This window comes from Sphaerisporangium fuscum (assembly GCF_018531465.1).
Classification (GTDB): Bacteria; Actinomycetota; Actinomycetes; order Streptosporangiales; family Streptosporangiaceae; genus Sphaerisporangium; species Sphaerisporangium fuscum.
In genome coordinates this window covers 1-21,190 of record NZ_JAHDTF010000053.1, presented here as the reverse complement: position 1 = coordinate 21,190, position 21,190 = coordinate 1, and the positions used below count along the sequence as shown (strand labels likewise).

The window sequence follows — 21,190 nt, the reverse complement described above, 5'->3', positions numbered from 1 at the left end:
ACCCGGCCCCCGTCCGCCATTCGGACGGCGCCTTTACATTGTAGATTTTAACTTGTCGTTAAGCTGGCGCCGTGAGCAAGACGAAGAACAAGACAGGCCAGGGCACTCCCGCCACCGTGGCCCTGGCCAAGGCCGGGGCCACGTTCACACTCCACCCCTACGACCACGACCCCGCGGCCCAGGCCTACGGCGAGGAGGCCGCCGACGCGCTCGGCGTGCCGCACGACCGCATCTTCAAGACGCTGGTCGCCGAGGTCGAGACCGGGCTCGCCGTCGCGGTCGTGCCCGTCTCCGGCAAGCTCGACCTCAAGGCGTTCGCCGCCGCCCTCGGCGGCAAGCGGGCGGCGATGGCCGACGCGTCCAAGGTCGAGCGGGTCACCGGCTACGTCGTCGGCGGCATCAGCCCTCTCGGCCAGCGCAAGGCCCTGCCGACGGTGATCGACGAGTCCGCCCTCGGCTTCGAGACGATCTTCTTCTCGGCCGGCCGCCGCGGCCTCCAGATCGAGACCGCCCCGGCCGAGCTCATCCGCCTCACCAAGGCCACCACCGCCCCCATCGGCAAGGCGTCCTGATCCGCGCCTACCGGCCTCTGAACGCGGGGCGGACGGCGCCCTCGCCGGTGGCCTGTTCGAAGGCGTAGGCGGTCTTCAGGACGGTCCGGTCGGCCCAGGGGCGGGCCACGATCTGGACGCCCACCGGGAGGCCGCCCGGGGTGAAGCCGCACGGCACCGAGGCCGCCGGGGCGTGCAGGACGCTGATCCAGTACGCCGAGCGCATCCAGGCCAGGTAGTCGGGCATCGCCACGCCCGCCACCTCCGTGACGTACGGCTGCTCCACGGGGAAGGGCGGCACCTGGCTCACCGGGGCCAGCAGCACGTCGTGGTCGTCGAAGAAGGCGTTCATGCGCTGGAACAGGCCGCTGCGCAGCCGCTCGGCGCGGGCCAGGTCGGCGCCGGTCACCTTGCGGCCCTGCTCGACGTTCCAGGCCACGTTCGCGCCGAGCCGTTCCTGTGGGAGGTCGCCGAAGGTGGCGGCGTAGTACCAGGCGCGGTAGATGCGGAAGGCGTCCTCGGCGTCGGACAGGTCGAGGTCGACCCGCTCGACCTTCGCCCCGAGCCCCGCGAGCACGCCGGGGGCGCGCGCGGTCACCTCGGCCGTCTCCGGGTCCACCGGCAGCCCGCCCAGGTCGGGGCTCCACGCCACCCGCAGCCCGGCGACGTCCGGCTCCAGCGGCCCGGCGAAGATCGAACCGTCCTCGCGGATCGCGAACGGCGAGGTGGGGGCGAAACCGGCGATGACGCTCATCAGCAGCGCCGCGTCGCTCACCGTCCTGGCCATCGGCCCGGCGACCGACAGGGTGTACCACGCCGCGGTGGCGGAGTCGTCCGGCACGCGGCCCGGGGTCGGCCGCAGCCCCACGACGTTGCAGAACGACGCGGGGTTGCGCAGCGAGCCGCCCATGTCGGACCCGTCGGCCAGCGGCACCATGCCGGAGGCGAGCGCGGCGGCGGCCCCGCCGCTGCTGCCGCCGGCGCTCCTGGTGAGGTCGTAGGGGTTGCGGGTCGCGCCGAACACCTCGTTGACGGTGTGGGAGCCGGTGCCGAACTCGGGGGTGTTGGTCTTGCCGACGGTGACCGCCCCGGCCGCCCTGGCGCGCCGCACCAGCGGTTCGTCCTGTCCGGGCACGTTGCCGGCGAACAGCGGCGACCCGTACGTCGTGCGGATGCCGGCGGTGTCGGTCAGGTCCTTGTAGGCGATGGGAAGGCCGTGCAGGGGGCCCTGCCAGTGACCGCGGGCGAGACCGTCGTCGAGCGCTCGGGCCTGTTCCAGCGCCTGGTCGGCCACCAGCGTGACGATCGCGTTGACCTCGCCGTTCACCTCGTCGATCCGCCGCAGGTGGGCCTCGGCCAGCTCCACCGCGCTGATCTCCTTGGCGCGCAGCAGGGCGAGCATCTCGGTGGCGGACAGGTAGAACAACTCGGTCACTGTGGCTCCTTGGGGGCGTGAGGTCCGCTCGCCGGCCGGGCGTGTTCCGGCAGATGACGCCAGTGTGTTCAGCGGGAACGCCGGGTGGCGACGGCAATGTTCGCCAAGCGTGGCCGCGGAACCCCTCTCACCTGAAGCCTTTCCCCGCGCGGGAGGCGCTCAGCGCCCCCGAGGGCGTCAGGAGCCCGTGTGCGGGGGCTCGCCGGCGTAGGGCTGGCGCAGCGGCGAGTCGCGGTAGCCGTCGATGGACTCCAGGAGACCGAAGATCGCGACCGCCACCAGGGCCCAGCACAGCAGCACGCCGTGCGCGGTGATGGCCAGCACGTCGACCGTCGAGCCGACGGCCGCCGCCCCCGGCGCCGCCGCCTGCACCATCGGCCCGCCGAGCGAGCTGCCCACGCTGAGGGCGAGGAAGCCCGCCAGCAGGCCGCCGACCGCGAGGCCGGACAGCAGGGCGAGCGGACGGCCCTTGCGGGAGAGCAGGTAGGCGCCCACGCCGCAGGCCAGGCCCGCGACCCCGGTGATCACGGCGAACCAGCCGTCGGCGGCGATCAGCGACTGGGTGGTCGGGTCGGCCAGCTCCGGTCCGCCCTGGGTGACGATGTACGGCGTGCGGGGAGCCAGCGCCGACCAGGCGAGACCCGCCGCGACGCCGAGGAGGCCGAGGACCACGACGGTCAGGCCGAAGTCTCGCAGATGCCGCACCCGATCACCTCGCCCTGAGTCTCGCTCGTGTGGATCCGCATATGCTACCCACCCCTCCGGCCGCCACGCCTTCGGCCGCGCGCGGGCCACGGTTAGGCTGTCCCCCGTGAGCGATGAGGTATGGCTGATCGAACCTTCCGGACCTCTGCGGGGGGACGTCGAAGTACGGGGTTCCAAGAACGCCGTGTCCAAGCACATGGTGGCCGCCATGCTGGGCAGCGGCCCGAGCACTCTGCACAACGCGCCGGAGGTCGGCGAGGTCGGCATCACCGCCGCGATGCTGGACGCCCTCGGCATCGAGGTCCGGGTCGAGGGACGTGAGATCCACCTGGAGCGCGGCCCCGAGATCCGGCCGCGGGTGCCGGAGGCCTTCACCGGGCTCAACCGCATCCCGATCCTGATGCTCGGCCCGCTGCTGCACCTGGCGGGCGAGGCGTTCGTCCCGCTGGTGGGCGGCGACCCGATCGGGCGGCGGCCGGTGAACTTCCACGTCGAGGCGCTGCGCGCGATGGGCGCCGAGGTCGAGGTCGGCGACACCGGCATCTTCGCCAAGGCCCGCCGCCTGCGCGGCACCCGCATCGAGCTGCCCTACCCCAGCGTCGGCGCCACCGAGACGATCCTGCTGTCGGCCGTGCTCGCCGAGGGCAAGACGGTGATCAAGGGCGCGGCCACCGAGCCGGAGGTCGTCGAGCTGGCGCTGTTCCTGCAGCGCATGGGCGCCCGCATCGAGCTCAGCCCCGACCGCCGCATCGTGATCGAGGGCGTCGAGCGCCTGCGCGGCGCGTCCACCTGGCTCGCCGGCGACCGCATCGAGGCGTTCTCCTACCTGGTGGCCGGGCTGATCACCGGGGGCGAGGTCCGGGTGCACGGCTGCCCGCAGGACCGCCTGGTCACCGCCATCACCACCCTGGCCCGCATGGGCGCGCAGTTCGACATCACCGACGACTGGCTGACGGCCTCCGCGCCGGACGGCCTGCGCGCCGCCGCCGTCCAGACCGACACCCACCCCGGCTTCATGACCGACTGGCAGACGCCGCTGATGGTCCTGTTCACGCAGGCCGAGGGCATGTCGGTCCTGCACGAGACCGTCTTCGAGAACCGCCTGGTGTACGTGCCGGCGCTGCAGAAGATGGGCTGCGAGATCGAGATCTTCGACGTGTGCCTGGGCGGGCCCGCCTGCCGCTACCACGACACCAACGCCAAGCACTCCGCGGTCGTGCGGGGGGTGTCCAAGCTGCGCGGCGCGGACGTCACGCTGCCCGACATCCGGGCCGGCTTCTCCGCGGTGCTCGCCGCGTCGGTCGCCGACGGGAACTCCACCCTGCGCGGTGTCAACCACATCGAACGCGGCTATCATCGCGTTTTTGACCAATTCACGTCACTTGGGTTGAAGATCAGCCGGGAAGCTTAAAGATTCCTCGCTAGGGCGTTTGCGGAGGTTCTGGCGGTCGCACTTCTAATCCCGTGAGCACGGGAACCGACGGCCGCCGGGCACCGCTCGGCGGGTCCGCGCCGCGCTGGGCGCGGGAGCGTCCGGTGCTCGCCGGCGTCGTCGCCCTCGGCGGGGCGGGCGTGGCCGGGGGCCTTCTCGTCGCGGCCCTGGCCCTCCCGGCCGTGGGCGGAGCCGGCATCCTCACCAGGGACGCCACGCACGACTTCTTCGAGGTGCCCACCATGCTGCGCGAGCTGCCGCTGCCCGAGCGCACACGGCTGCTCGACAAGAACGGCAAGCAGTTCGCCCAGTTCTACCTGCAGAACCGGCAGTCGGTGAGCATCGACAAGATCTCGCCGCTCATGCTCAAGGCGATCGTCGCCATCGAGGACGCCCGCTTCTACGAGCACGCCGGCCTCGACATCAAGGGCACGATCCGGGCGCTGATCACCAACGCCAGGGCCAGGAGCATCCAGCAGGGCGGGTCGTCGCTGACGCAGCAGCTCGTCAAGAACATCCTGTTGCAGAACGCCCGCTCCGAGGGCGAGCGCAGCCAGGCTCGGGCGCCGAGCATCCGCAGGAAGATCCAGGAACTGCGGTACGCCATGGGCCTGGAGAGGAAGTACACCAAGGACCAGATCCTGGTGCGCTACCTCAACATCACCTACTTCGGCGGCGGCGCCTTCGGCGTCCAGGCGGCCGCCAAGCGGTTCTTCGGCACCTCGGCGGCCGACCTCACCCTGGCCCAGGCCGCCACCCTCGCCGGCGCGGTGCGCACGCCGTACTTCACCGACCCGGCGCTCGGCGCCGAGCACCAGAAGCGGCTGCTGGAGCGGCGCGACCTCGTCCTCGAACGCATGGGGAAGCTCGGCATGGTCCCGCAGGCGCGGGCCGACGCCGCCCGGGCCGAACCGCTGGCCCTCAACCTGCGCCCCGAGCCGGGCGGCTGCTCCGAGAGCCGGTACCCGTTCTTCTGCCTCTACGTGCAGAAGGAGATCGCCGCCAATCCGGCCTTCGGGCGGACGCGGGCGGAACGGGAACGGCGGCTGTACCGCGACGGTCTGACGATCAGGACGAGCCTGGACCCGGTGGCGCAGCGCGCCGCCGAGCGCGCCATCGCGGCGTACGTGCACCCCAAGGACAACGAGGTGGCCGCCGAGGCCATGGTCGAACCCGGCACGGGCCGCATCCGCGCCCTGGCGGCGAGCAAGAAGTACGGCATCAACCCCGGCGACAGCAACAACGGCCCGAGCACCACCTACAACCTGCCCGCGGACGTGGCGCACGGCGGCGGGCTGGGGTTCCAGGCCGGCTCGACGTTCAAGGTGTTCACCCTGGCGACGGCGCTGGCGAAGGGCTGGCGGTTCGACCAGGGCTTCGACACGCCGGGCGGCTTCGAGCCGTCGTCGGGGTACGAGGACTGCGCCGGCCACAAGGTCAACTCCCCCGGCACGGTGATCTACAACGCCAGCGGCGAGGGCAAGGGCGGCCCGTACAGCCTGGCCACGGGCACCTGGCAGTCGGTCAACATCTTCTACATGATGCTGGAGCGCGAGGTGGGACTGTGCGACGTGGTGCGCACCGCCCGCTCCCTCGGCGTCGCCAGGGCCGACGGCAAGCCGCTGAAGGAGGTGCCGACCTTCACCCTCGGAGTCAACGAGATGGACCCGGTGACGGTCGCGAGCGCCTTCGCGACGTTCGGCGCGCGCGGCCGCTTCTGCCACCCGATGGCCATCAGCGAGATCGTCGAGCACGACGGCAGGCACACGACCGTCGCGCCGAGCTGCCGGCAGGCGATCGAGCAGGAGGTCGCCGACGCGGTCAACTGGGTGCTGTCCGGGGTGTTCACCAGGGGCACCATGCGCGGTCAGGGCATCGGCCGGGACGCGGGCGGCAAGACGGGCACCAACAACGGCTACACCTCGGCGTGGTTCGCCGGGTACACCCCGGACCTGGCCGCCGCCGTCAGCCTGGGCGACATCAGGGGGGCCTACAAGCATCCGCTGACGGGGGTGGAGATCGGCGGGCAGTCCTACGGGAACATCCAGGGCGCGACCCTGCCGGGGCCGATCTGGGTGAAGTCCATGGAGGAGGCGCTGCGCGACGTGCCGGCGAAGTCGTTCAGCTCCCCGGACATGCAGCGGTTCGGCGGCGGCTCGACTCCCGGGCTGAAGCCCGAGGACCAGGCCGTCCCCGCCCGCCCGGGGAGCCCCGAGGACGGGGCGCCGGGCCACGAGCCGGGCGCCCCGGACGAGTGGTGGGGGCAGGGCCGCGATCCGGGCGAGCGGGGCCGGGGCGACCGCCTCAACCGCCACTGGCACCGCCCGGCCGCCGACCACTGGTGGTACCCCTTCGACGAGTGGCCGTACGAGGACCGCCCCTCCGGCTGGTGACCCGGCCCGCTAGGACTCCTGACGGTCCTTCGCGCCCAGCACGCTGGACAGGAAGGCCCTGGTCCGTTCGTGCCGCGGCGCCGCCAGGAGCTCACGCGGGCGGCCCCGCTCGACGGCCACGCCGTCGGCGAAGAAGGTCAGCCAGTCGCCGACCTCCCTGGCGAAGGCGATCTCGTGGGTCACCACGACCATCGTCATCCCGTCGGCGGCCAGGCCCTTCATGACCTCCAGGACCTCGTCGACCAGCTCCGGGTCCAGCGCGGAGGTCGGCTCGTCGAAGAGCATCAGCGCCGGGTTCATGGCGAGCGCCCTGGCGATGGCCACCCGCTGCTGCTGGCCGCCGGAGAGCTGGTGGGGCCGCTTGTGGGCGTGGCCGGCGAGGCCCACTCGGTCCAGGTGTTCCATGGCCAGCTTCCGCGCGCGCTCGGCCGGGGTGCCGAGGACGTGGACCGGGCCGCAGGCGACGTTCTCCAGCGCGCTGTGGTGGGCGAACAGGTTGAAGCGCTGGAACACCATGCCGATGTTCCTGCGGAAGGCGGCGAACTCCTTGGGCGTCCAGGGGTGGTACCGGCCGTCGCGCAGGGTGTGGCCGACCTCCTCGCCGAGGACGCGCAGGCTGCCGCCGAGCACCGGTTCCAGGCCGTTCATGCAGCGCAGGAAGGTGGACTTGCCCGAGCCGGACGGCCCGATGACGCAGCTCACCTCGCCCGGGGCGACGGTGAAGTCGACGCCGTTGAGCACCTGCACGTCGCCGTAGCTCATCCGCACCCCGGCGGCCTGGACGACGGGGTTCACGCGGTCACCTTCGGCAGGATCCTGGCGGCCAGGCCGCCGCCGCGCACCAGCCGTACGGCGTCGGAGCCGAAGCGGCGCTCCAGCCTGCCCTGCAGGAAGGTCGCCACGGCGGTCATGAGCATGTACCACAGGCTCGCCACGATCAGCAGCTCCATGATCAGGTTGTTGGCCTTGTAGATCTGGCTGGCGTTGGTCATCAGGTCGTGCCCGGCGACCACGTAGACCAGCGAAGTGGTCTTCAGCATGGAGATGAACTCGTTGCCGGTCGGGGGGATGATGATGCGCAGCGCCTGCGGCAGCACGATGACCCGCATCCGCTTGCCGGGGGTCATGCCCAGCGCGTACGCCGCCTCGGTCTGGCCCTTGTCGACGGCCTGGATGCCGGCGCGCACGGTCTCGGCGAAGTAGGCCGCCAGGTTCAGCCCGAGCCCCAGCATGGCCGAGGTGAAGCCGGTCATCACCTGGTTGGTGTCCCACTTGAGGCCGATCATCGTGAACGGGATCTTGAGCACGAGCTCGGGGAACAGGAAGGCCAGGTTGTACCAGAAGATGAGCTGCACCAGGACCGGGGTGCCGCGGAAGAACCAGATGTAGAGCGTGGCCAGCCCGCTCAGCACCGGGTTGTGCGACAACCTCATGATCGCGATGATGACCCCCAGGACCAGCCCGAGGGCCGTCGCGAGCACGGAGATCTCGACGGTGACCAGGACGCCGTCCAGGATGCGGCCGTTGAACAGGTACTCCGCGACCTTGCCCCAGTCCAGCCGCGGGTTGACCACGACCAGGTAGACGAGCCAGCCGACGACCGCCAGCGCGACGGCGGCGCCCACCAAGCGGCCCCAGTGCCAGGTCCGCGCGACGGGCACCGGGGTGCCCGAGGCGTCGGCGATCGGTTCGGTTCGCACGGTCACTTACCGCCGTTGACCACAGCGGAGGTGACGGCGAGCTTCTCCAGGTTCCACGCCTTGAGGATCTTGGCGTACTCACCGCTCTGGATGAGGGAGTCCAGTGCGCCCTTGACGGAGTCGATGAGCACCTTGTTGTCGGGCTTCATCCCGATCCCCCACGGGGCCTCGGTGCCGTCGAGCGCGACCGCCTCGACCGCCAGCTTGGGGTCGGCGGCCTTGCTGGCGGCCACGACGTAGTCGGTGACGGAGGCCTGCGCGCGGCCGCCGGTGACCTGGATCAGCGCCTCCTGGTCGCCGGGGAACTTCAGGACGTTCACCCCGTGCCCGCCGTCCTTGCGGCAGGCGGCGTCGTAGCTCTCGGCCAGGTCCATCGAGGAGCCGTTGTCGACGACGGAGACCGTCTTGCCGCACAGGTCCTTCGGCCCGGCGATGCCCGCGGGGTTGCCCTTCTTGACGATCAGACCGGCGCCGGCCCGCACGTAGTCGACGAAGCTGACCTGGCCCTGCCGCTCGGCGTTGTCGGTCATGGACGAGATGACGAAGTCGTAGCGGCCGGTGAGCACGCCGGGGATCTGTGAGTTGAACTCCTCGTCGGTGATGGTGACCTTGACGCCGAGCTTCCTGGCGATGGCCCTGGCCAGGGCGGGGTCGAACCCGATGGCGGTCGTGCCGTCGCTGGCGAAGATCTCCATGGGCGGGTAGCCCATGGAGGAGACGACCTTCAGGACGCCGGACTTCAGGCTCGCCGACGCCTTGGCCGCCAGTTCCTTGTCGGGCTGGATCGCGTTGATGACGTCGGCCGCCTTCTCCTCGGCGGGGGCCTGGTCGAGGACGACGGACGGCGCGGCGGCGGCCGACGGCGCGGAGGTGGTGCCGGACGAGCCGCCGTCCAGGGACTGGGCGCCGCAGGCGGCGGTCGCGGCCAGCAGCACGCCGGCTGCGAGCGTGGGGAGAGTGCGGGTGTTCACGGGGGTGCTCCTTATCAACGCTGCCAGCGGACTTCGCCGCCGACCACGGTGGTCATGACCTTGGTCCGCAGCACCGCGTCCGGCGACTCCGCGAAGGGGTCGGTGTCCACCGCGATGAAGTCGGCGAGTCTGCCGGGCGCGAGGACACCCTTGCGGTCGTCCTCGCCTGCGGCGTAGGCCGCCCCGAGCGTGTGGGCGGCGAGGGCCTCGCCCATGCTCAGCCGCTGCTCGGGCTGCCAGCCGCCGGCGGGCGAACCGTCGGGACGGGTGCGGGTGACCGCCGCGTACAGCGCGGCGAAGGGGTTCGGGTGCTCGACCGGGGCGTCGGACCCGAAGGCCAGCGGGACGCCGACGTTCAGCATCCCGCGCCAGGCGTAGGAGGCCAGATCGTGCCCGGCGAGCAGGGAGTCGACCAGGTCGATGTCGCTGGTGCAGTGCACGGGCTGCATCGAGGCGACGATGCCGAGCCTGGCCATCCTGGCCAGGTCGGCGGGCCGCAGGTGCTGGGCGTGCTCGATGCGGTGCCGCAGCCCCGGCGTGTGGCCGATGGCCTCGTAGGCGTCGATGACCAGGTGGTTGGCCTGGTCGCCGATGGCGTGCGTGGCCACCGCGATCCCGGCCCTGGCGGCCTTGCCGAACAGCGCGACCAAGTCGTCATACGGCGTGACCGCGATGCCCGCGTTGTCCGGCTCGCCGGCGAAGTGCTCGCTCATGTGGCAGGTGTGCGAGCCCAGCGCGCCGTCGCTGAAGATCTTGACGGGGCCGGTACGGAACCAGTCGTCGCCCTGGCCGGTCCGGCGGCCTTCGGCGATGGCCGCCTCCAGGTGGATCATGGGGATCGCCTTGTGCACACGCAGCTTCAGCTCGCCCGCCTCGCGCAGCTCCAGGTAGGCGGCGCGGCAGTCCTCGCCGTCGATGTCGTGCACGCTGGTCAGGCCGAGCGCCAGGAGTTCCTCCTGGGCGGCGCGGAGCTGGTCGCGCAGGTCGGCGGAGACCATGAGGTCGCGCAGGGGGTAGGAGGCGGACTCGCGCAGGATGCCGGTGGGTTCCCCGCTCGCGTCCCTGACGATCTCACCGCCGACCGGGTCGGGCGTGCCGGCGTCGATGCCGGCCAGCCGCAGCGCGGCGGAGTTCGCCCACACCGTGTGGCCGTCCACGCTGGGCAGCGCGACCGGCAGGTCCGGGCAGACCGAGTCCAGGGTGTACCTGTCCGGCTGCGCAGGCGGATCCCAAGCGTTGCTGTTCCATCGGCCGCCGAACAGCCAGGCGCCCGGCCGCAGCCGCTTCGCGTGCGCGGCCACCATCGCCAGGGCCTCGTCCAGGGTGCGCACGTCGCGCAGGTCGACCGCGTCCAGGCTCTGGGCGTACTGCGCGGTGTGGATGTGGGCGTCGTAGAGACCGGGGAGCACCGCGGCGCCGTCGAGGTCGATCAGCTCCGCTCCCCCGCCCGCGACCTCGCGCACCTCGGCCTCGGTGCCGACGGCGAGCAGGCGCTCGCCGTCCACGGCCATGGCCTGGGCGGTGGGGTTGCCGCTGTCCCCGGTGTGGATGGCGGCGTTGCGGTAAACGCGCATGCTCATGTGACTCTCAGGACGTCGAAGTGATGATGGCCACTCACTGTAGGAGTGGCGCAAAGAAGTAGGAAGCGCTATAAACACGACATTTAGCCGCCCTGAGGGCAAGGAACTCTGATGCTCAAACCCGAACACCTGCGCACTCTCCGGGAGGTCGTGCAGCTGGGGTCCTTCGCCGCCGCCGCCAACCGGCTCGGATACACCTCTTCAGCCGTCTCCCAGCAGATGGTCGCGCTGGAGCGGGCGACGGGCGTGAAGCTGTTCGAGCGCTCGGCCCGCAGCGCGCTGCCGACCGCCGCCGCCGAGGTGCTGGCCAGGCAGGCCGAGACCGTGCTCATGGACATCGAGCGCATGGTGGCCACCGTCCAGGCCGTGCACAGCAGCAGCGGACGGCGGATCCACCTGGGCATCTTCCCCAGCTTCGCCCAGGTGCTGGCCGACGTCCTGCGGCGGACGTCCCCCGAGGAACGGGCCGGCGTCAAGATCTCCGTGGCCGAGCCCTCCCAGCTCATCCCGCGCCTGAGCGCCGGTGGCGAGATGGACGCGGCGATCGTCTACCAGGTGGGGAACTCCGGCCTGTCCTGGCCGTCGGCGCTGAGCCGGCGCTGGATCGCCGAGGACCGCTACAAGGTCGTCCTCCCGCGCGAGTGGTCCCACCTGGCGCCCTACCGGGTCGAGCAGCTCGTCGACCTGCCGTGGATCATGCACCACCCCGCCAGCAGCGACGCCTCCTTCCTGGACGGCGTGTTCGCCCGCTGGGGCCTGCGTCCCCGCGTGGCCTGCCACGCCGACGACTTCAAGATCATAATGTCGATGGTCGAGGCGGGGGTGGGCGCCGCCCTCGTCCCCGACCTCGCGTTGCGCGGGCACGGCCCGGACGTCGTGGTCGCCGACGTGCCGTGGCTGAACACCAGCCGCAGCATCTTCACGCTCATCCGCCCCGACCGCGAGACCACCCGCCTGCGGTCCGTGCTGGACGCGCTGGCGCTCTGACCGGCGGTCTCGTGACACTCCTCACCCCCGCGGCGACAGGCTCCACGGGTCCACCGGGACGACGCCGGCGCAACGGCCGAAGCGGTCGAGCAGCCGCCCGTAGAGCTTCGACTGCCGAAGGACGATCTGCCGGTCGGCGACGCTCACGTACGGGAACCGCTCCTCCAGGCGGACCACGAGCGGGTGCAGGTCGCCGACGGCGTGCAGGCCGACGGTGAGGAGCATGTTGCGCTTCCCCGCGAGCGCCGCGCACGTGCGCGTCTCCGGCCACTCCAGCAGGGCCCTGCCCGTCTCCTCCAGCAGCCCGTCCGGCATGCGCAGCCACAGCACCGCCGAGGAGTGCCAGCCCGCGTGCGGCCGCGCCACGTCACACCGGAAATCGATGTCACCGGCCGCGACCAGGCGCGACAGCCTGCGCTGCACCGTGCGCTCGGACACGCCGACGACCGCGGCGAGCTCGGAGTAGGCGGTGCGGCCGTCCGCCAGCAGGGCCTTGAACAGCAGCCGGTCGATCTCGTCCATCTGCCTGGTGCTCTCCGGCGGCCGCTGCCGCCTGGCCAGCGCGCCCGCGGACCGGGGCGGCAGCACGCGCAGCCGCCAGCGGCGCGAGGCGTCGAAGACACGGGTCGCGACATGGGGGCGCACCTTCACCACGCCGGGCACCCGCGGCAGGTCCATGAGCAGGTAGTCCGCCAGCGCCGGCATCGAGGCGGCGACGGCGATCACGAACAGGTCGTGACCGGAGGCGACGTGCTGCACGGTGATGAGGTGCCCCGCCCGCGCGAGGGTGCCGCCGACCTCGGCCGCCGCGCCCGCCTCGCAGTCGATCTCCAGGAACGCCATGCTCATCGCGTGCATCTGGCGCTGCCCCAGCGCCACGGTGGTCCACGCCTCCCCGCGGCTGTTCAGCCGCCGCCAGCGCCGCGCCGCCGTCGCCGGGTCCGCGCCGGTCACCGCCGCGACGTCGATCCAGCTCGCGCGCGGGTCGATCTGGAGGGCGTCGATGAGTTCCAGGTCGGTCTCCGACAGCAACCGCGGGGACTCGATGCCGGATTCCAGCACATTCGCTCCCTTGGTGTCGCTTTGCTGCATTTGGACACCGGGCTCACCTTATACCGGGATCCTTTCTTCGGGCGGTCGCCCGGTCGTCCTCGCGCCCGGCCCCGCCTCAGGTTCGCCGCGAGGGAGAGGACACCCGCCGATGACTGCGATGGCCGGCCACGATGGCGCCCGGCCGGGCGGGCCGCCCCGGCTGGTCGGTGTTCTGGGCGGCATGGGCCCGGCGGCCACCGTCGACTTCTACGGCAAGCTCATGGAGGAGACGGCCGCCACCTGCGACCAGGGCCACGTCCCCGTCGTCATCTGGGGCGACCCTCGCGTCCCCGACCGTTCCCTGAACCTGCTCGGCCGCGGGGAGGATCCGACCCCGTACCTGCGGCGCGGCATCGAGGGGCTGAAGCGGGCGGGGTGCGAGGTGCTCGCCGTCCCCTGCAACACCGCCCACGCCTTCGTCCCCCGCCTGGCCGAGGAGGCGGGGCTGACGCTGGTGAGCATCATCGACGTCACGGCCGACGCCCTCACCGCCGGCGGTGTCCGGACGGCCGGCGTGCTGGCCACGTCCGGCACCCTGCGCGCGGGCCTCTACGCGGAGGCCCTCCGCCGCCGCGGCGTGGAGGTGGCCGAGCCGGACGAGCCAGGCCAGCGGGAGGTCATGGCGGCCATCGGCGCCGTCAAGAGCGGCGGCGCCGGCCCGGCCCACAGGCGGGCACTGGCGGAGGTCGCCCGTTCCCTGGCGGCGCGGGGCGCGGAACGGATCGTCACCGCGTGCACCGAGATCGTCCTGGCCCTGGACGACTCCCTCGTCCCCGTCCCGGTCATCGACCCCGCCCGTCTGCTGGCCCGCCGGGTCGCCGCCGTCGCCCTCGGCACCGGCCTGCGTCAGGCCGGATGACGACGACCGCCATCCGCGGGCGGGTGGATCAGAAGCTGCTGAGCCGCCAGATCCTGGGCGCGATCGCGGAGTTCAGCTGGAAAAGGACGATCAGCAGGATGCTGACGTAGGTGTTGACCGCCGACAGCGCCGTGGCCACCGCGTACATCAGCTGGTAGACGACGATCCGGCGCCGGTGCGCCCGGCGCGTGTCGTGGTCCACCTCCGCCTTCAGCAGCCCGGCCCGGTGCCCGTAGGTGATGCTCGCCAGCAGCATCGCGCCGAGTAGCAGCAGGTTCAGCCAGTAGATGACCAGCGCGAGCCGGTAGTCGATGTACTCGCCGAGCAGCGCCGTGGAGAACGGCATCAGCGAGACCGCGGCCAGGAACGCCAGGTGGATCCACGTCAGGTGCCGGTTGGCCCGCTCGAACTGGTTGAGCTGCGTCTGCTGCCCCACCCAGAAGATGCCGAGAGTCAGGAAGCTCATGAAGTAGGTGAGCAGTTTCGGCGCCAGCAGCACCAGCGCCTGCCACAACCCCCGCTCCGCGTCGAGGGCGCCGCTCTCCCAGACCGGGCTCTGGTGGTGCACGGCCTCGAGCACCGGCGCGTGCAACTCCAGGACCAGCAGCGTCATGGCGATGGCGAACACGCCGTCGCTCAGTCCGGCCAGCCTGCCGATGTTGCCGCCCGAGAAGCGGGAGTAGGAGGCGGGCATCAGGTGGGCTGACCGGTGGGACGCACGACGACCGTGTTGACGTCCACGCCTTCGGGCTGGGCCAGCGCCCAGGCGATGGCGTCGGCGATGTTGTCCGCGCTGAGCAGCGGCCCCGCGGGGCGTCCCTCCGGCCAGAACGCGGTGTCGACGCGGCCGGGCGCGATCAGCGTCACGCCGACGCCGTCGCCGGTCACGAGCATGCGGGTGTTCTCGGCGAGCGCGGTCACCGCCCACTTCGTCACCGAGTACATGTTGCCCGGCGAGTGGATGAATCCGGCGACGCTGCCGACCAGCACGATCCGGCCGCGGGTCTCGCGCAGCGCGGGCAGCGCGGCCTTCACGAGCAGGGCGGGGCCGAGCACGTTGGTGAGGACCATGTCGCGCAACCGGTCCGGGGAGGTCTCGGTGAGCGGGCCGTGGGTGGAGAAACCGGCGTTGGCGACGACATGGTCGAGCCTGCCGTACTCCTTGACGGTCGCCTCCACGGCGTCCCGCACGGCGTCGTAGTCGGTGGCGTCGCCGGGCAGACGTAACACGCCGGGCACCCGGGCGAGCTTGGCCTCGTCGCGCCCGGTGACCGCGACCGCCTGCCCGTCGGCCACCAGCCGCTCGGCGAGCGCCAGGCCGATGCCGCTCGCCCCTCCGGTGATCAACGTTGTCTTCATGGCCTCAAACAGTAGAGGCGCAACCCGACAGCGACCAATAAATCCGCTTATGGCGGACCGGAAAACAGTCGATCATTAGGTGTCGCGGGGGCTGACGGCCGTCCCAGGCCGCGCCGATCGTGCATGACGAACACCGGCCCGCGCGTACGGCCACTGCCGGCCCGTCCCGAGGGGGCGTGGATGCCGGTATGCCGGCTTCAGTCCTACGGGGCGACGAGTGCGCGTTCCCAGTGCTGGGTGTCGGCGTACTCGCGCATGCTGACGATCTTCCCGTCGCGGACGACGAAGACGCCGATGTTCTGCTCGTGATAGGGCCTGCCGGTCTTGCCGGTCGCCCAGGAATCCCACTCGACCAGCACCTGCTCGCCCTCGCCGAAGACGTTGGTGACCTTCAGGCCGATCTCGCGGTCGGGGTCCAAGTGAGCGAAGGCGGTTGCCAGGAATCCGTTCACGACCTGGTCCCGGCCCTGCCAGGTGCCGGAGATGGGCAGGTCGCCCCCGTACCAACAGGTGCCGTCTTCGGCCCAGCAGTTCCAGATGGTCTCCTGGTCCCCGGCGGCGAGCGCCTCGAAGTAGCGCAGCACCACGCCCCTGGGCTCGTCCGGCTCGGTGCGTTCAGTGGTGGTCATGACGGCATCGGTTCCTCTCGTGACAACGGTGGTCAGGACGGCTACTTGTCGGCAGTGAGCTTGCCGGCGGCGCCCCAGCTGTCAGCCGGGGTCTCGTTGATCCACACCTGGACGGTGTCCGCGGGGATCTTGTAGGCGTCCACGAACGCGTCCGTGATGCGGGCGACCAGTTCGCGCTTGAGCTCGATGCTGCGCGGACCCTGCTGGACGGTGACGACGGGCATGGTCATCTCCTGAGATCGACGTGCCGGGCGCGGCCGCGGATTTCGCGGCCGCGCCTGTTCGACCACCAGTCCACCCCATCCGGAGCCCGGGACCTAGGGCCACTTCGCGCACGCAGTGTTCACGATTCGCGATCGCTCGCGCCGACCGCACGGCAGGCCTCCAGGAAAGACCCCAGGCGCGCTGGGGGTGAGTCACGGTGCACGGCGACTGCGGTCGGCAGTACCAGGGGTGTGCCGTGCCCACTGACATCGCGCACCGGTAGAAAGGCGACCCGCTCGGTGGCCAGCTGCGCGGCGTGCGCCGCGTACACCACACTCCAGCCGGGACTGCCCGCCCCCAAAGCAGCCAGGGTGTCCTGGAGCGAGCTGTGCGGTGGACCGGGTACGGGCTCGAAGCCGGCGTCCCGGCACGCGCCCACGACGAGATCCACCAGTGGCGGATTGTTGCGCCGTGCTGTCAGATACAGCGGCAGGCCGGCCAGCTCGGCCAGCTCCAGATCGGCACGCCGCGCAAGTGCGTGCCGGGCAGCGATGACCACCAGTAGCCGGTCCCGCCACACCGGAACCAGCCGCACTCCGTCGGGGCCTTCCTCCACCCCACGCACGAAAGCGGCGTCCAGCTCCCCACGGGCGACCTGCTCCAGCCGCACCGCTGTGGAGACCGAGGCCAGTTCCACCCGCAGATCAGGGGCCAGCCCGGTCAGCACCTCAAGCACCCGATCCAACCGGTCCCCCATCCCCGTGCTGGTGCCCACCCGCAGGCGATCACCACGAGCAGCGGCGCAGCCGGTCACCGCCGCACGCGCCCGCTGCTCGGCCGCCAGCATCTCTCGCGCCTCCGGCAGAAGCCGCTGCCCGGCCTCCGTCAGCCGTACCCGCCGCGGCGACCGGTCGAAAAGGTCGGCGCCGAGCTCTCGTTCCAGCCGCCGCACCTGTTGGCTGACGGCCGACGGCACGATCAGCAGCCGTTCAGCGGCACGCCCGAAGTGCAACTCCTCGGCCACCGCCACGAAATAGCGAAGTTGACGCAGCTCCATACCCGCTAGCTAAGCAGTCGCCTGCTCGTCGGCCCCGGGCTGCCCGGTGTCACCCGCCGGACATCACGCGAGACGGGGCAGCGCCTGCTCGTGCGGGCGCGGCGGGCACCGACCGGGCCCCGTGCGCCGCGCGGCCCTCGGAGCGGAGGGCGGGGTGAAGGGCGCCGCGGCCGCGGCGTTCGAGGAGACCTGAACGCCGCGGCCCCCGGAAGACCTCGTCAGCGGTGCAGGAGCAGGGGCAGCCGGCTCCAGCCGTGCGCGATGAACGACGGGACGTGGGTGAGCTCGGCCTCCCCCACGGCCAGGCGCAGATCCGGGAAGCGGTCGAACAGCGCGGGCAGGGCGGTGAGCGCCTCCTGCCGGGCGAGCGGGGCGCCGATGCAGCGGTGCACCCCGATGCCGAACGCCAGGTGCTCGTCGCGTTCCTGCGTGGGGTCGAACCGGTCGGCGCCGGGACCGTGCCGGTCGGGGTCGTGCCCGGCGGCCAGGTAGCTGGTGATGATCGCGTCGCCCGCCTCGATCCGCACGCCGCCGATCTCGATCGGCTCGATGGCGAACCGCAGCGGCAGGTTGGCGATCGACGGGGCCCAGCGGAGCGTCTCCTCGACCACCGCCTCCCAGGAGATCTCTCCCGAGAGGACCCGCCGGAGCTCGTCGGGGTGGGTGAGCAGGGCGTGTACGGCGTTGCCGATCAGGTTGACGGTGGTCTCGTGCCCGGCCGCGATGAGCAGCAGCAGGGTGTCGCGCAGTTCGTCGTCACTGAGCGAGTCGCCGCTGTCGCGGACGTCGATCAGCTCCGTGGTGAGGTCGTCGCCGGGGTGCTCGCGTTTGTGGGCGACCAGGGCCGGCAGCACGGTGCCGATCTGGGCCGCCGTGGCCGCCGCCTCCTCGGGGGTGGCGGTGGTGTCCATGATGGCCTCCATCATCCGGGCCATCTCCACCCGCATCTCCGCGGGGACGCCGAACAGCTCGCAGATCACCCGCATCGGCAGCGGATGCGCGTAGGCGCCGCGCAGGTCCACGACCTGGCCCGGGGGCAGCGCGGCCATGGCGTCCAGCAGCTCGGCGACGATCCCCTCGACGATCGGCTGCATCGCCTTGGTGCGGCGGGCGGTGAAGCTGGGCGCGATGAGCTTGCGCAGCCGCCGGTGCTCCTCGCCGTAGGCGCTGAGCATGTTGGACACGCCGATCCAGGTCATGATCCAGGTCCAGCCGGGCTCCGAGAGCGCCTTCGGCAGCAGCCGCCAGTGCCGCTTGTCCTTGCTGACCATGGGGTCGAGGATGAGCTGCTTGAGCAGGTCGTGCCGGGTGACGGCCCAGGCCGGGATGCCTCCCGCCAGCTCTACGAGGACCAGGGGGCCGAGGTCACGTAACCGGCGGACCTCGCCGGGGAGATCGGAGCCGAAAGGGTCGAGGACGACGGGGGCTGCACTGCCCAAGGGGATTCTCCTGGCTGGTCGGGACGGATGGGAGTGAAGCGCACCGGCAGGTGCGCCAGCGACCGGTGGAACGGCCCGGGCCGCCACACCAGCTCCTCGCGCGGCACGGTCAGTTCCAGGTCGCACAGGTGGGAGGTCAGGCGCTCGATCGCGGTCATCGCGATGAGCATGGCCGGGTCACTGGCCGGGCAGCGGTGCGGCCCGGCGCCGAAGCCCAGGTAGGCGCCCCCGTCGGAGCGCAGTTCCTCGGGCACGTGGGCGGGCTCGGTGTTGGCCGCGGCGTAGGAGACGAGGACCAGCTCGGCCGGCTGGATCCAGGTCCCGTGGAAGTGCACGGGGTGGCGCACGACGTACGGCCCGTAGTTGGCCATGGCGGGCTCGACGCGCACCGCTTCCATCAGGGCGTCGTAGGTGCTGAGCGCGCCGTTGGTGAGCGAGCTGTAGTAGCGGTCGTCGCTGACCATCCGGGAGATGGTGTTGGAGATCAGGCTGGACGTGGGCTCGTAGGCGGCGGCGATCACCAGGACGAAGGTCTGCACCAGCTCCTCGTGGTCGAGTCCGGCCGGGTGGTCGATGAACCAGGAGGTGAGGTCGTCGCCGCGCCGGGCGTACTTGGCCTGGATCAGCTCGCCGATGTAGCGGCCGTACGCCTCGGTGCCCCGCGCGCCGGCCTCGCCGTCGGCCTCCATCATGGCGGACAGGGCCTCGATCAGGTCGGCGCTGTCGGAGTCCGGCCGCCCGAACAGGAGGTTGAAGATCCGCAACGGGATCGGCCGGGCGAAGTCGCCGGCCAGGTCGGCCTCGCCCTTCGCGGCGAACCGGGCGATGAGCGAGTCGGAGATCTCGATCACCATCTGGCGCAGCTTGTGCGGCTGGATCAGGCCGAAGCAGTCGGAGATCACCCTGCGGTAGCGGGCGTGCTCGGCCCCGTCGGAGAACAGCGCGTTGGGCCGGTAGCCGAGCATCCCGATCATCGCGGCGGCCTCCGGGGTGTCGGGGAGCCGCACCTTCCAGTCGCTGGTGTTCTTGCTCCAGACGCCGCCCGCGTTGGTCAGCACGTCCACGGCCGCCTGGTAGCCGATCACCAGGTGGGCCTCGATGCCGGGGGCGATCTCCACGGGCGCGACCGCGCCGTGCTGCCGGCGCAGCGCCGCGTAGACCGCCTGCGGATCCCTGGCGAAGTCGGGCCCGTACAGGCGCCCGGCGTTGGGCAGGTAGCGCAGGGTCATGACAGCACCAGCTCTCTGATGTGCTCCACCAGCGCGATCAGCGAGGCGCGGGCGGAGACGGGGTCGCGGGCGTCGCACACCACCAGCGGCGTGCGCGGGTCCAGGTCCAGCGCCTTGCGCAGGACCTCGGGCGGGTACTCCGGGGAGTCGGGGAAGTGGTTGACCGCGACCGCGTACCGGATCCCGGCGCTCTCCACCAGGTCGAGGACGGCGAAGCTCTCGTCGATGCGGCGGGTGTCGGCCAGGACCAGCACCCCCAGCGCGCCGCGGACCAGTTCGTCCCACAGCACCTGGAACCGCGTCTGCCCCGGCGCCCCGAACAGGTACAGCACCACGCCCGGCAGCGTGAGGCGGCCGAAGTCGATCGCGGTGGTGGTGGTCGTCTTCTCGTTCACGCCGGTGAGGTCGTCGACCAGTGTGCCCGCCTGGGTGAGCACTTCCTCGGTGTTGAGGGGCTTGATCTCCGAGAGCGCGCCCACGATGGTCGTCTTGCCGACGCCGAACGGCCCTGCGATCACCAGCTTGACCGGTATGTGGTCGGTACTGATACGGCTGTCAGAGCGCGCGAAGGCCACTGAGCACCAACTCCAAGATCTCGATGTCGGGCATGTCGGCGACGAACGGCTCGCGGGCCAGCAGAGTTCCGTTGCCGACCAGCCCGGCGACCAGCAGCCGCACCACGCAGTACGGCAGGCCCAGGTGCGCGGCGCACTCGTACACCGACAACGGCCCGTCCCGCAGCAGGGCCAGCAGGTGCGAGCCGGGCGGGTCAAGCCCGCGGGTCTCGGCGTCGTCGGCGATGTAGACCAGGGTGGTGCGCTCGACGCTGACGTGCTCGGGCACGGTCAACCGCGCGGCGGCCATGTAGTCCGGGACGACGCGCCGCCGCTCCCGTCCGGACGTCATGCCCTGGTGCCCGGTGTCCTGGCCGCGCTGGCCTCGTCGAGGGCTTTGATGAGCTTCTGCACCTGGAGCTGGACCTCGTAGGCCAGCGCGCCCATGTTGACCGCGTGGGTGGCCGCCACCACGATGGCGGCGCGGTCGCCGGCCGGGGCGATGTAGTAGTAGCCGCTGCCCGCGGAGATCACGATGTCCACGACCTCGCCGTCCCCGCCGTCGCTGAGGCCCTCGCACAGGGCGCGGGCGGCACCCAGGACGGAGCTCGTCATGGCGGCCGCCCGCTCGCCGGTCTCGGCGTTCACGTCGGCCGAGCCGCCGAGGATGAGCCCGTCACGGCTCAGCACGACGCCACGGGCGACGCCGGGGAGTGCGAGCAGCGGCGAAAGGACCCACGACACGTCGAGGGCGAGGGGGCGGCCCTTGGTCTGGACACGGCCGGCTGCAGCGCTGTGGGAGTCCATGGAGCGGTCAGTTCCCTTCGGTGATGTCGTGCGGCTGGGACGGGATCGCCTCGCGGCGCCCGGCCTCGGCACCGGCCTGGAAGTCGCCCCACCGCTTCTGGGCCTCCTCCGGAGTGGTGAGCGCCCTGCCACCGGGGCCGGAGCCGCCCGCGCCGCCGGTCCGGCGGGGGTCGGCCGCGCGTGGCGTCTGACGGCGGCGCTGCGGCA

Annotated in this window: 23 protein-coding genes; 5 read left to right on the top strand and 18 right to left on the bottom strand. The window is 71.7% G+C overall.

The window, feature by feature from the left end:
- The first annotated feature begins 71 nt into the window (after positions 1–71).
- Entirely contained in the window at positions 72–572 is a 501-nt protein-coding gene (ybaK, locus tag KIK05_RS43880) for a Cys-tRNA(Pro) deacylase (protein ID WP_214416853.1), read from the top strand.
- A gap of 7 nt (positions 573–579) precedes the next feature.
- On the opposite strand, the gene KIK05_RS43875 is transcribed toward ybaK, so the two are convergent.
- Positions 580–1,986 carry an amidase gene (locus KIK05_RS43875; protein ID WP_214416852.1) on the bottom strand — a complete coding sequence of 469 codons (1,407 nt, stop codon included), beginning with the start codon at positions 1,984–1,986 and terminating at the stop codon, positions 580–582.
- Positions 1,987–2,163: 177 nt separating this feature from the next.
- Positions 2,164–2,691 (bottom strand): CPP1-like family protein, encoded by a 528-nt coding sequence (locus KIK05_RS43870; RefSeq protein WP_214416851.1) that lies wholly within the window; start codon positions 2,689–2,691, stop codon positions 2,164–2,166.
- Between the two features lie 106 nt (positions 2,692–2,797).
- On the opposite strand from KIK05_RS43870, the gene murA reads away from it, so the two are divergent.
- Positions 2,798–4,102, top strand: coding sequence for a UDP-N-acetylglucosamine 1-carboxyvinyltransferase (murA, locus tag KIK05_RS43865; RefSeq protein ID WP_214416850.1), 1,305 nt, complete (start codon positions 2,798–2,800; stop codon positions 4,100–4,102).
- A gap of 53 nt (positions 4,103–4,155) precedes the next feature.
- Positions 4,156–6,516 carry a transglycosylase domain-containing protein gene (locus KIK05_RS43860; protein ID WP_308250398.1) on the top strand — a complete coding sequence of 787 codons (2,361 nt, stop codon included), beginning with the start codon at positions 4,156–4,158 and terminating at the stop codon, positions 6,514–6,516.
- Positions 6,517–6,525: 9 nt separating this feature from the next.
- Here KIK05_RS43860 and KIK05_RS43855 read toward each other — a convergent pair whose 3' ends face one another.
- Genes KIK05_RS43855 through KIK05_RS43840 form a run of 4 tightly spaced genes read right to left on the bottom strand, consistent with a single transcriptional unit; the run spans position 6,526 to position 10,767 of the window.
- Positions 6,526–7,278, bottom strand: a complete 753-nt coding sequence (locus KIK05_RS43855; protein WP_214416882.1) for an amino acid ABC transporter ATP-binding protein — start codon at positions 7,276–7,278, stop codon at positions 6,526–6,528.
- A 29-nt stretch (positions 7,279–7,307) separates the two neighbouring features.
- The gene (locus KIK05_RS43850; protein ID WP_308250397.1) at positions 7,308–8,216 is read right to left on the bottom strand and encodes an amino acid ABC transporter permease; all 909 of its coding nucleotides are present in this window, start codon (positions 8,214–8,216) and stop codon (positions 7,308–7,310) included.
- A 2-nt stretch (positions 8,217–8,218) separates the two neighbouring features.
- Positions 8,219–9,187: an ABC transporter substrate-binding protein gene (locus tag KIK05_RS43845; RefSeq protein WP_214416848.1), complete on the bottom strand. Its 969-nt coding sequence runs from the start codon at positions 9,185–9,187 to the stop codon at positions 8,219–8,221.
- Between the two features lie 14 nt (positions 9,188–9,201).
- Complete coding sequence (locus KIK05_RS43840) at positions 9,202–10,767, bottom strand: amidohydrolase (RefSeq protein WP_214416847.1); 1,566 nt, start codon at positions 10,765–10,767, stop codon at positions 9,202–9,204.
- Between the two features lie 111 nt (positions 10,768–10,878).
- Between KIK05_RS43840 and KIK05_RS43835 the strand changes: the two genes are divergently transcribed.
- Positions 10,879–11,754 carry a LysR family transcriptional regulator gene (locus KIK05_RS43835; RefSeq protein ID WP_214416846.1) on the top strand — a complete coding sequence of 292 codons (876 nt, stop codon included), beginning with the start codon at positions 10,879–10,881 and terminating at the stop codon, positions 11,752–11,754.
- Positions 11,755–11,775: 21 nt separating this feature from the next.
- Here the strand turns inward: KIK05_RS43835 and KIK05_RS43830 are convergent, their stop codons facing one another.
- Positions 11,776–12,846, bottom strand: a complete 1,071-nt coding sequence (locus KIK05_RS43830; RefSeq protein ID WP_214416845.1) for an Lrp/AsnC family transcriptional regulator — start codon at positions 12,844–12,846, stop codon at positions 11,776–11,778.
- A 109-nt stretch (positions 12,847–12,955) separates the two neighbouring features.
- On the opposite strand from KIK05_RS43830, the gene cuyB reads away from it, so the two are divergent.
- On the top strand, positions 12,956–13,705 hold the full coding sequence (gene cuyB / locus KIK05_RS43825) for a cysteate racemase (RefSeq protein ID WP_214416844.1): 750 nt from the start codon (positions 12,956–12,958) through the stop codon (positions 13,703–13,705).
- 28 nt (positions 13,706–13,733) lie between these two features.
- Here cuyB and KIK05_RS43820 read toward each other — a convergent pair whose 3' ends face one another.
- The 11 genes from KIK05_RS43820 to KIK05_RS43770 form a co-directional block, all read right to left on the bottom strand.
- Complete coding sequence (locus tag KIK05_RS43820; protein WP_214416843.1) at positions 13,734–14,399, bottom strand: TMEM175 family protein; 666 nt, start codon at positions 14,397–14,399, stop codon at positions 13,734–13,736.
- On the bottom strand, positions 14,399–15,064 hold the full coding sequence (locus KIK05_RS43815; protein WP_214416842.1) for an SDR family oxidoreductase: 666 nt from the start codon (positions 15,062–15,064) through the stop codon (positions 14,399–14,401). Before KIK05_RS43815 ends, KIK05_RS43820 begins: the two co-directional genes overlap by 1 nt.
- Positions 15,065–15,267: 203 nt before the next feature.
- Positions 15,268–15,693, bottom strand: coding sequence for a nuclear transport factor 2 family protein (locus tag KIK05_RS43810; protein WP_214416841.1), 426 nt, complete (start codon positions 15,691–15,693; stop codon positions 15,268–15,270).
- Positions 15,694–15,734: 41 nt separating this feature from the next.
- A complete protein-coding gene (dmpI, locus tag KIK05_RS43805) occupies positions 15,735–15,917 on the bottom strand; it encodes a 4-oxalocrotonate tautomerase DmpI (RefSeq protein WP_214416840.1) in 183 nt (60 codons plus the stop codon).
- A gap of 119 nt (positions 15,918–16,036) precedes the next feature.
- Positions 16,037–16,954: a LysR family transcriptional regulator gene (locus KIK05_RS43800; protein ID WP_214416839.1), complete on the bottom strand. Its 918-nt coding sequence runs from the start codon at positions 16,952–16,954 to the stop codon at positions 16,037–16,039.
- A gap of 218 nt (positions 16,955–17,172) precedes the next feature.
- A complete protein-coding gene (locus tag KIK05_RS43795) occupies positions 17,173–18,393 on the bottom strand; it encodes a cytochrome P450 family protein (RefSeq protein ID WP_250564454.1) in 1,221 nt (406 codons plus the stop codon).
- Positions 18,297–19,622, bottom strand: a complete 1,326-nt coding sequence (locus KIK05_RS43790; protein WP_214416838.1) for a cytochrome P450 family protein — start codon at positions 19,620–19,622, stop codon at positions 18,297–18,299. Before KIK05_RS43790 ends, KIK05_RS43795 begins: the two co-directional genes overlap by 97 nt.
- On the bottom strand, positions 19,619–20,140 hold the full coding sequence (locus KIK05_RS43785) for a GTP-binding protein (RefSeq protein WP_308250395.1): 522 nt from the start codon (positions 20,138–20,140) through the stop codon (positions 19,619–19,621). The genes KIK05_RS43790 and KIK05_RS43785 overlap by 4 nt, the downstream gene beginning before the upstream one ends.
- A 37-nt stretch (positions 20,141–20,177) precedes the next feature.
- Positions 20,178–20,528 carry a DUF742 domain-containing protein gene (locus KIK05_RS43780; protein WP_214416836.1) on the bottom strand — a complete coding sequence of 117 codons (351 nt, stop codon included), beginning with the start codon at positions 20,526–20,528 and terminating at the stop codon, positions 20,178–20,180.
- The gene (locus KIK05_RS43775) at positions 20,525–20,983 is read right to left on the bottom strand and encodes a roadblock/LC7 domain-containing protein (protein WP_214416835.1); all 459 of its coding nucleotides are present in this window, start codon (positions 20,981–20,983) and stop codon (positions 20,525–20,527) included. Before KIK05_RS43775 ends, KIK05_RS43780 begins: the two co-directional genes overlap by 4 nt.
- Positions 20,984–20,990: 7 nt before the next feature.
- The coding region (locus tag KIK05_RS43770) for a hypothetical protein (protein ID WP_214416834.1) at positions 20,991–21,190 on the bottom strand (200 nt) is incomplete at its 5' end.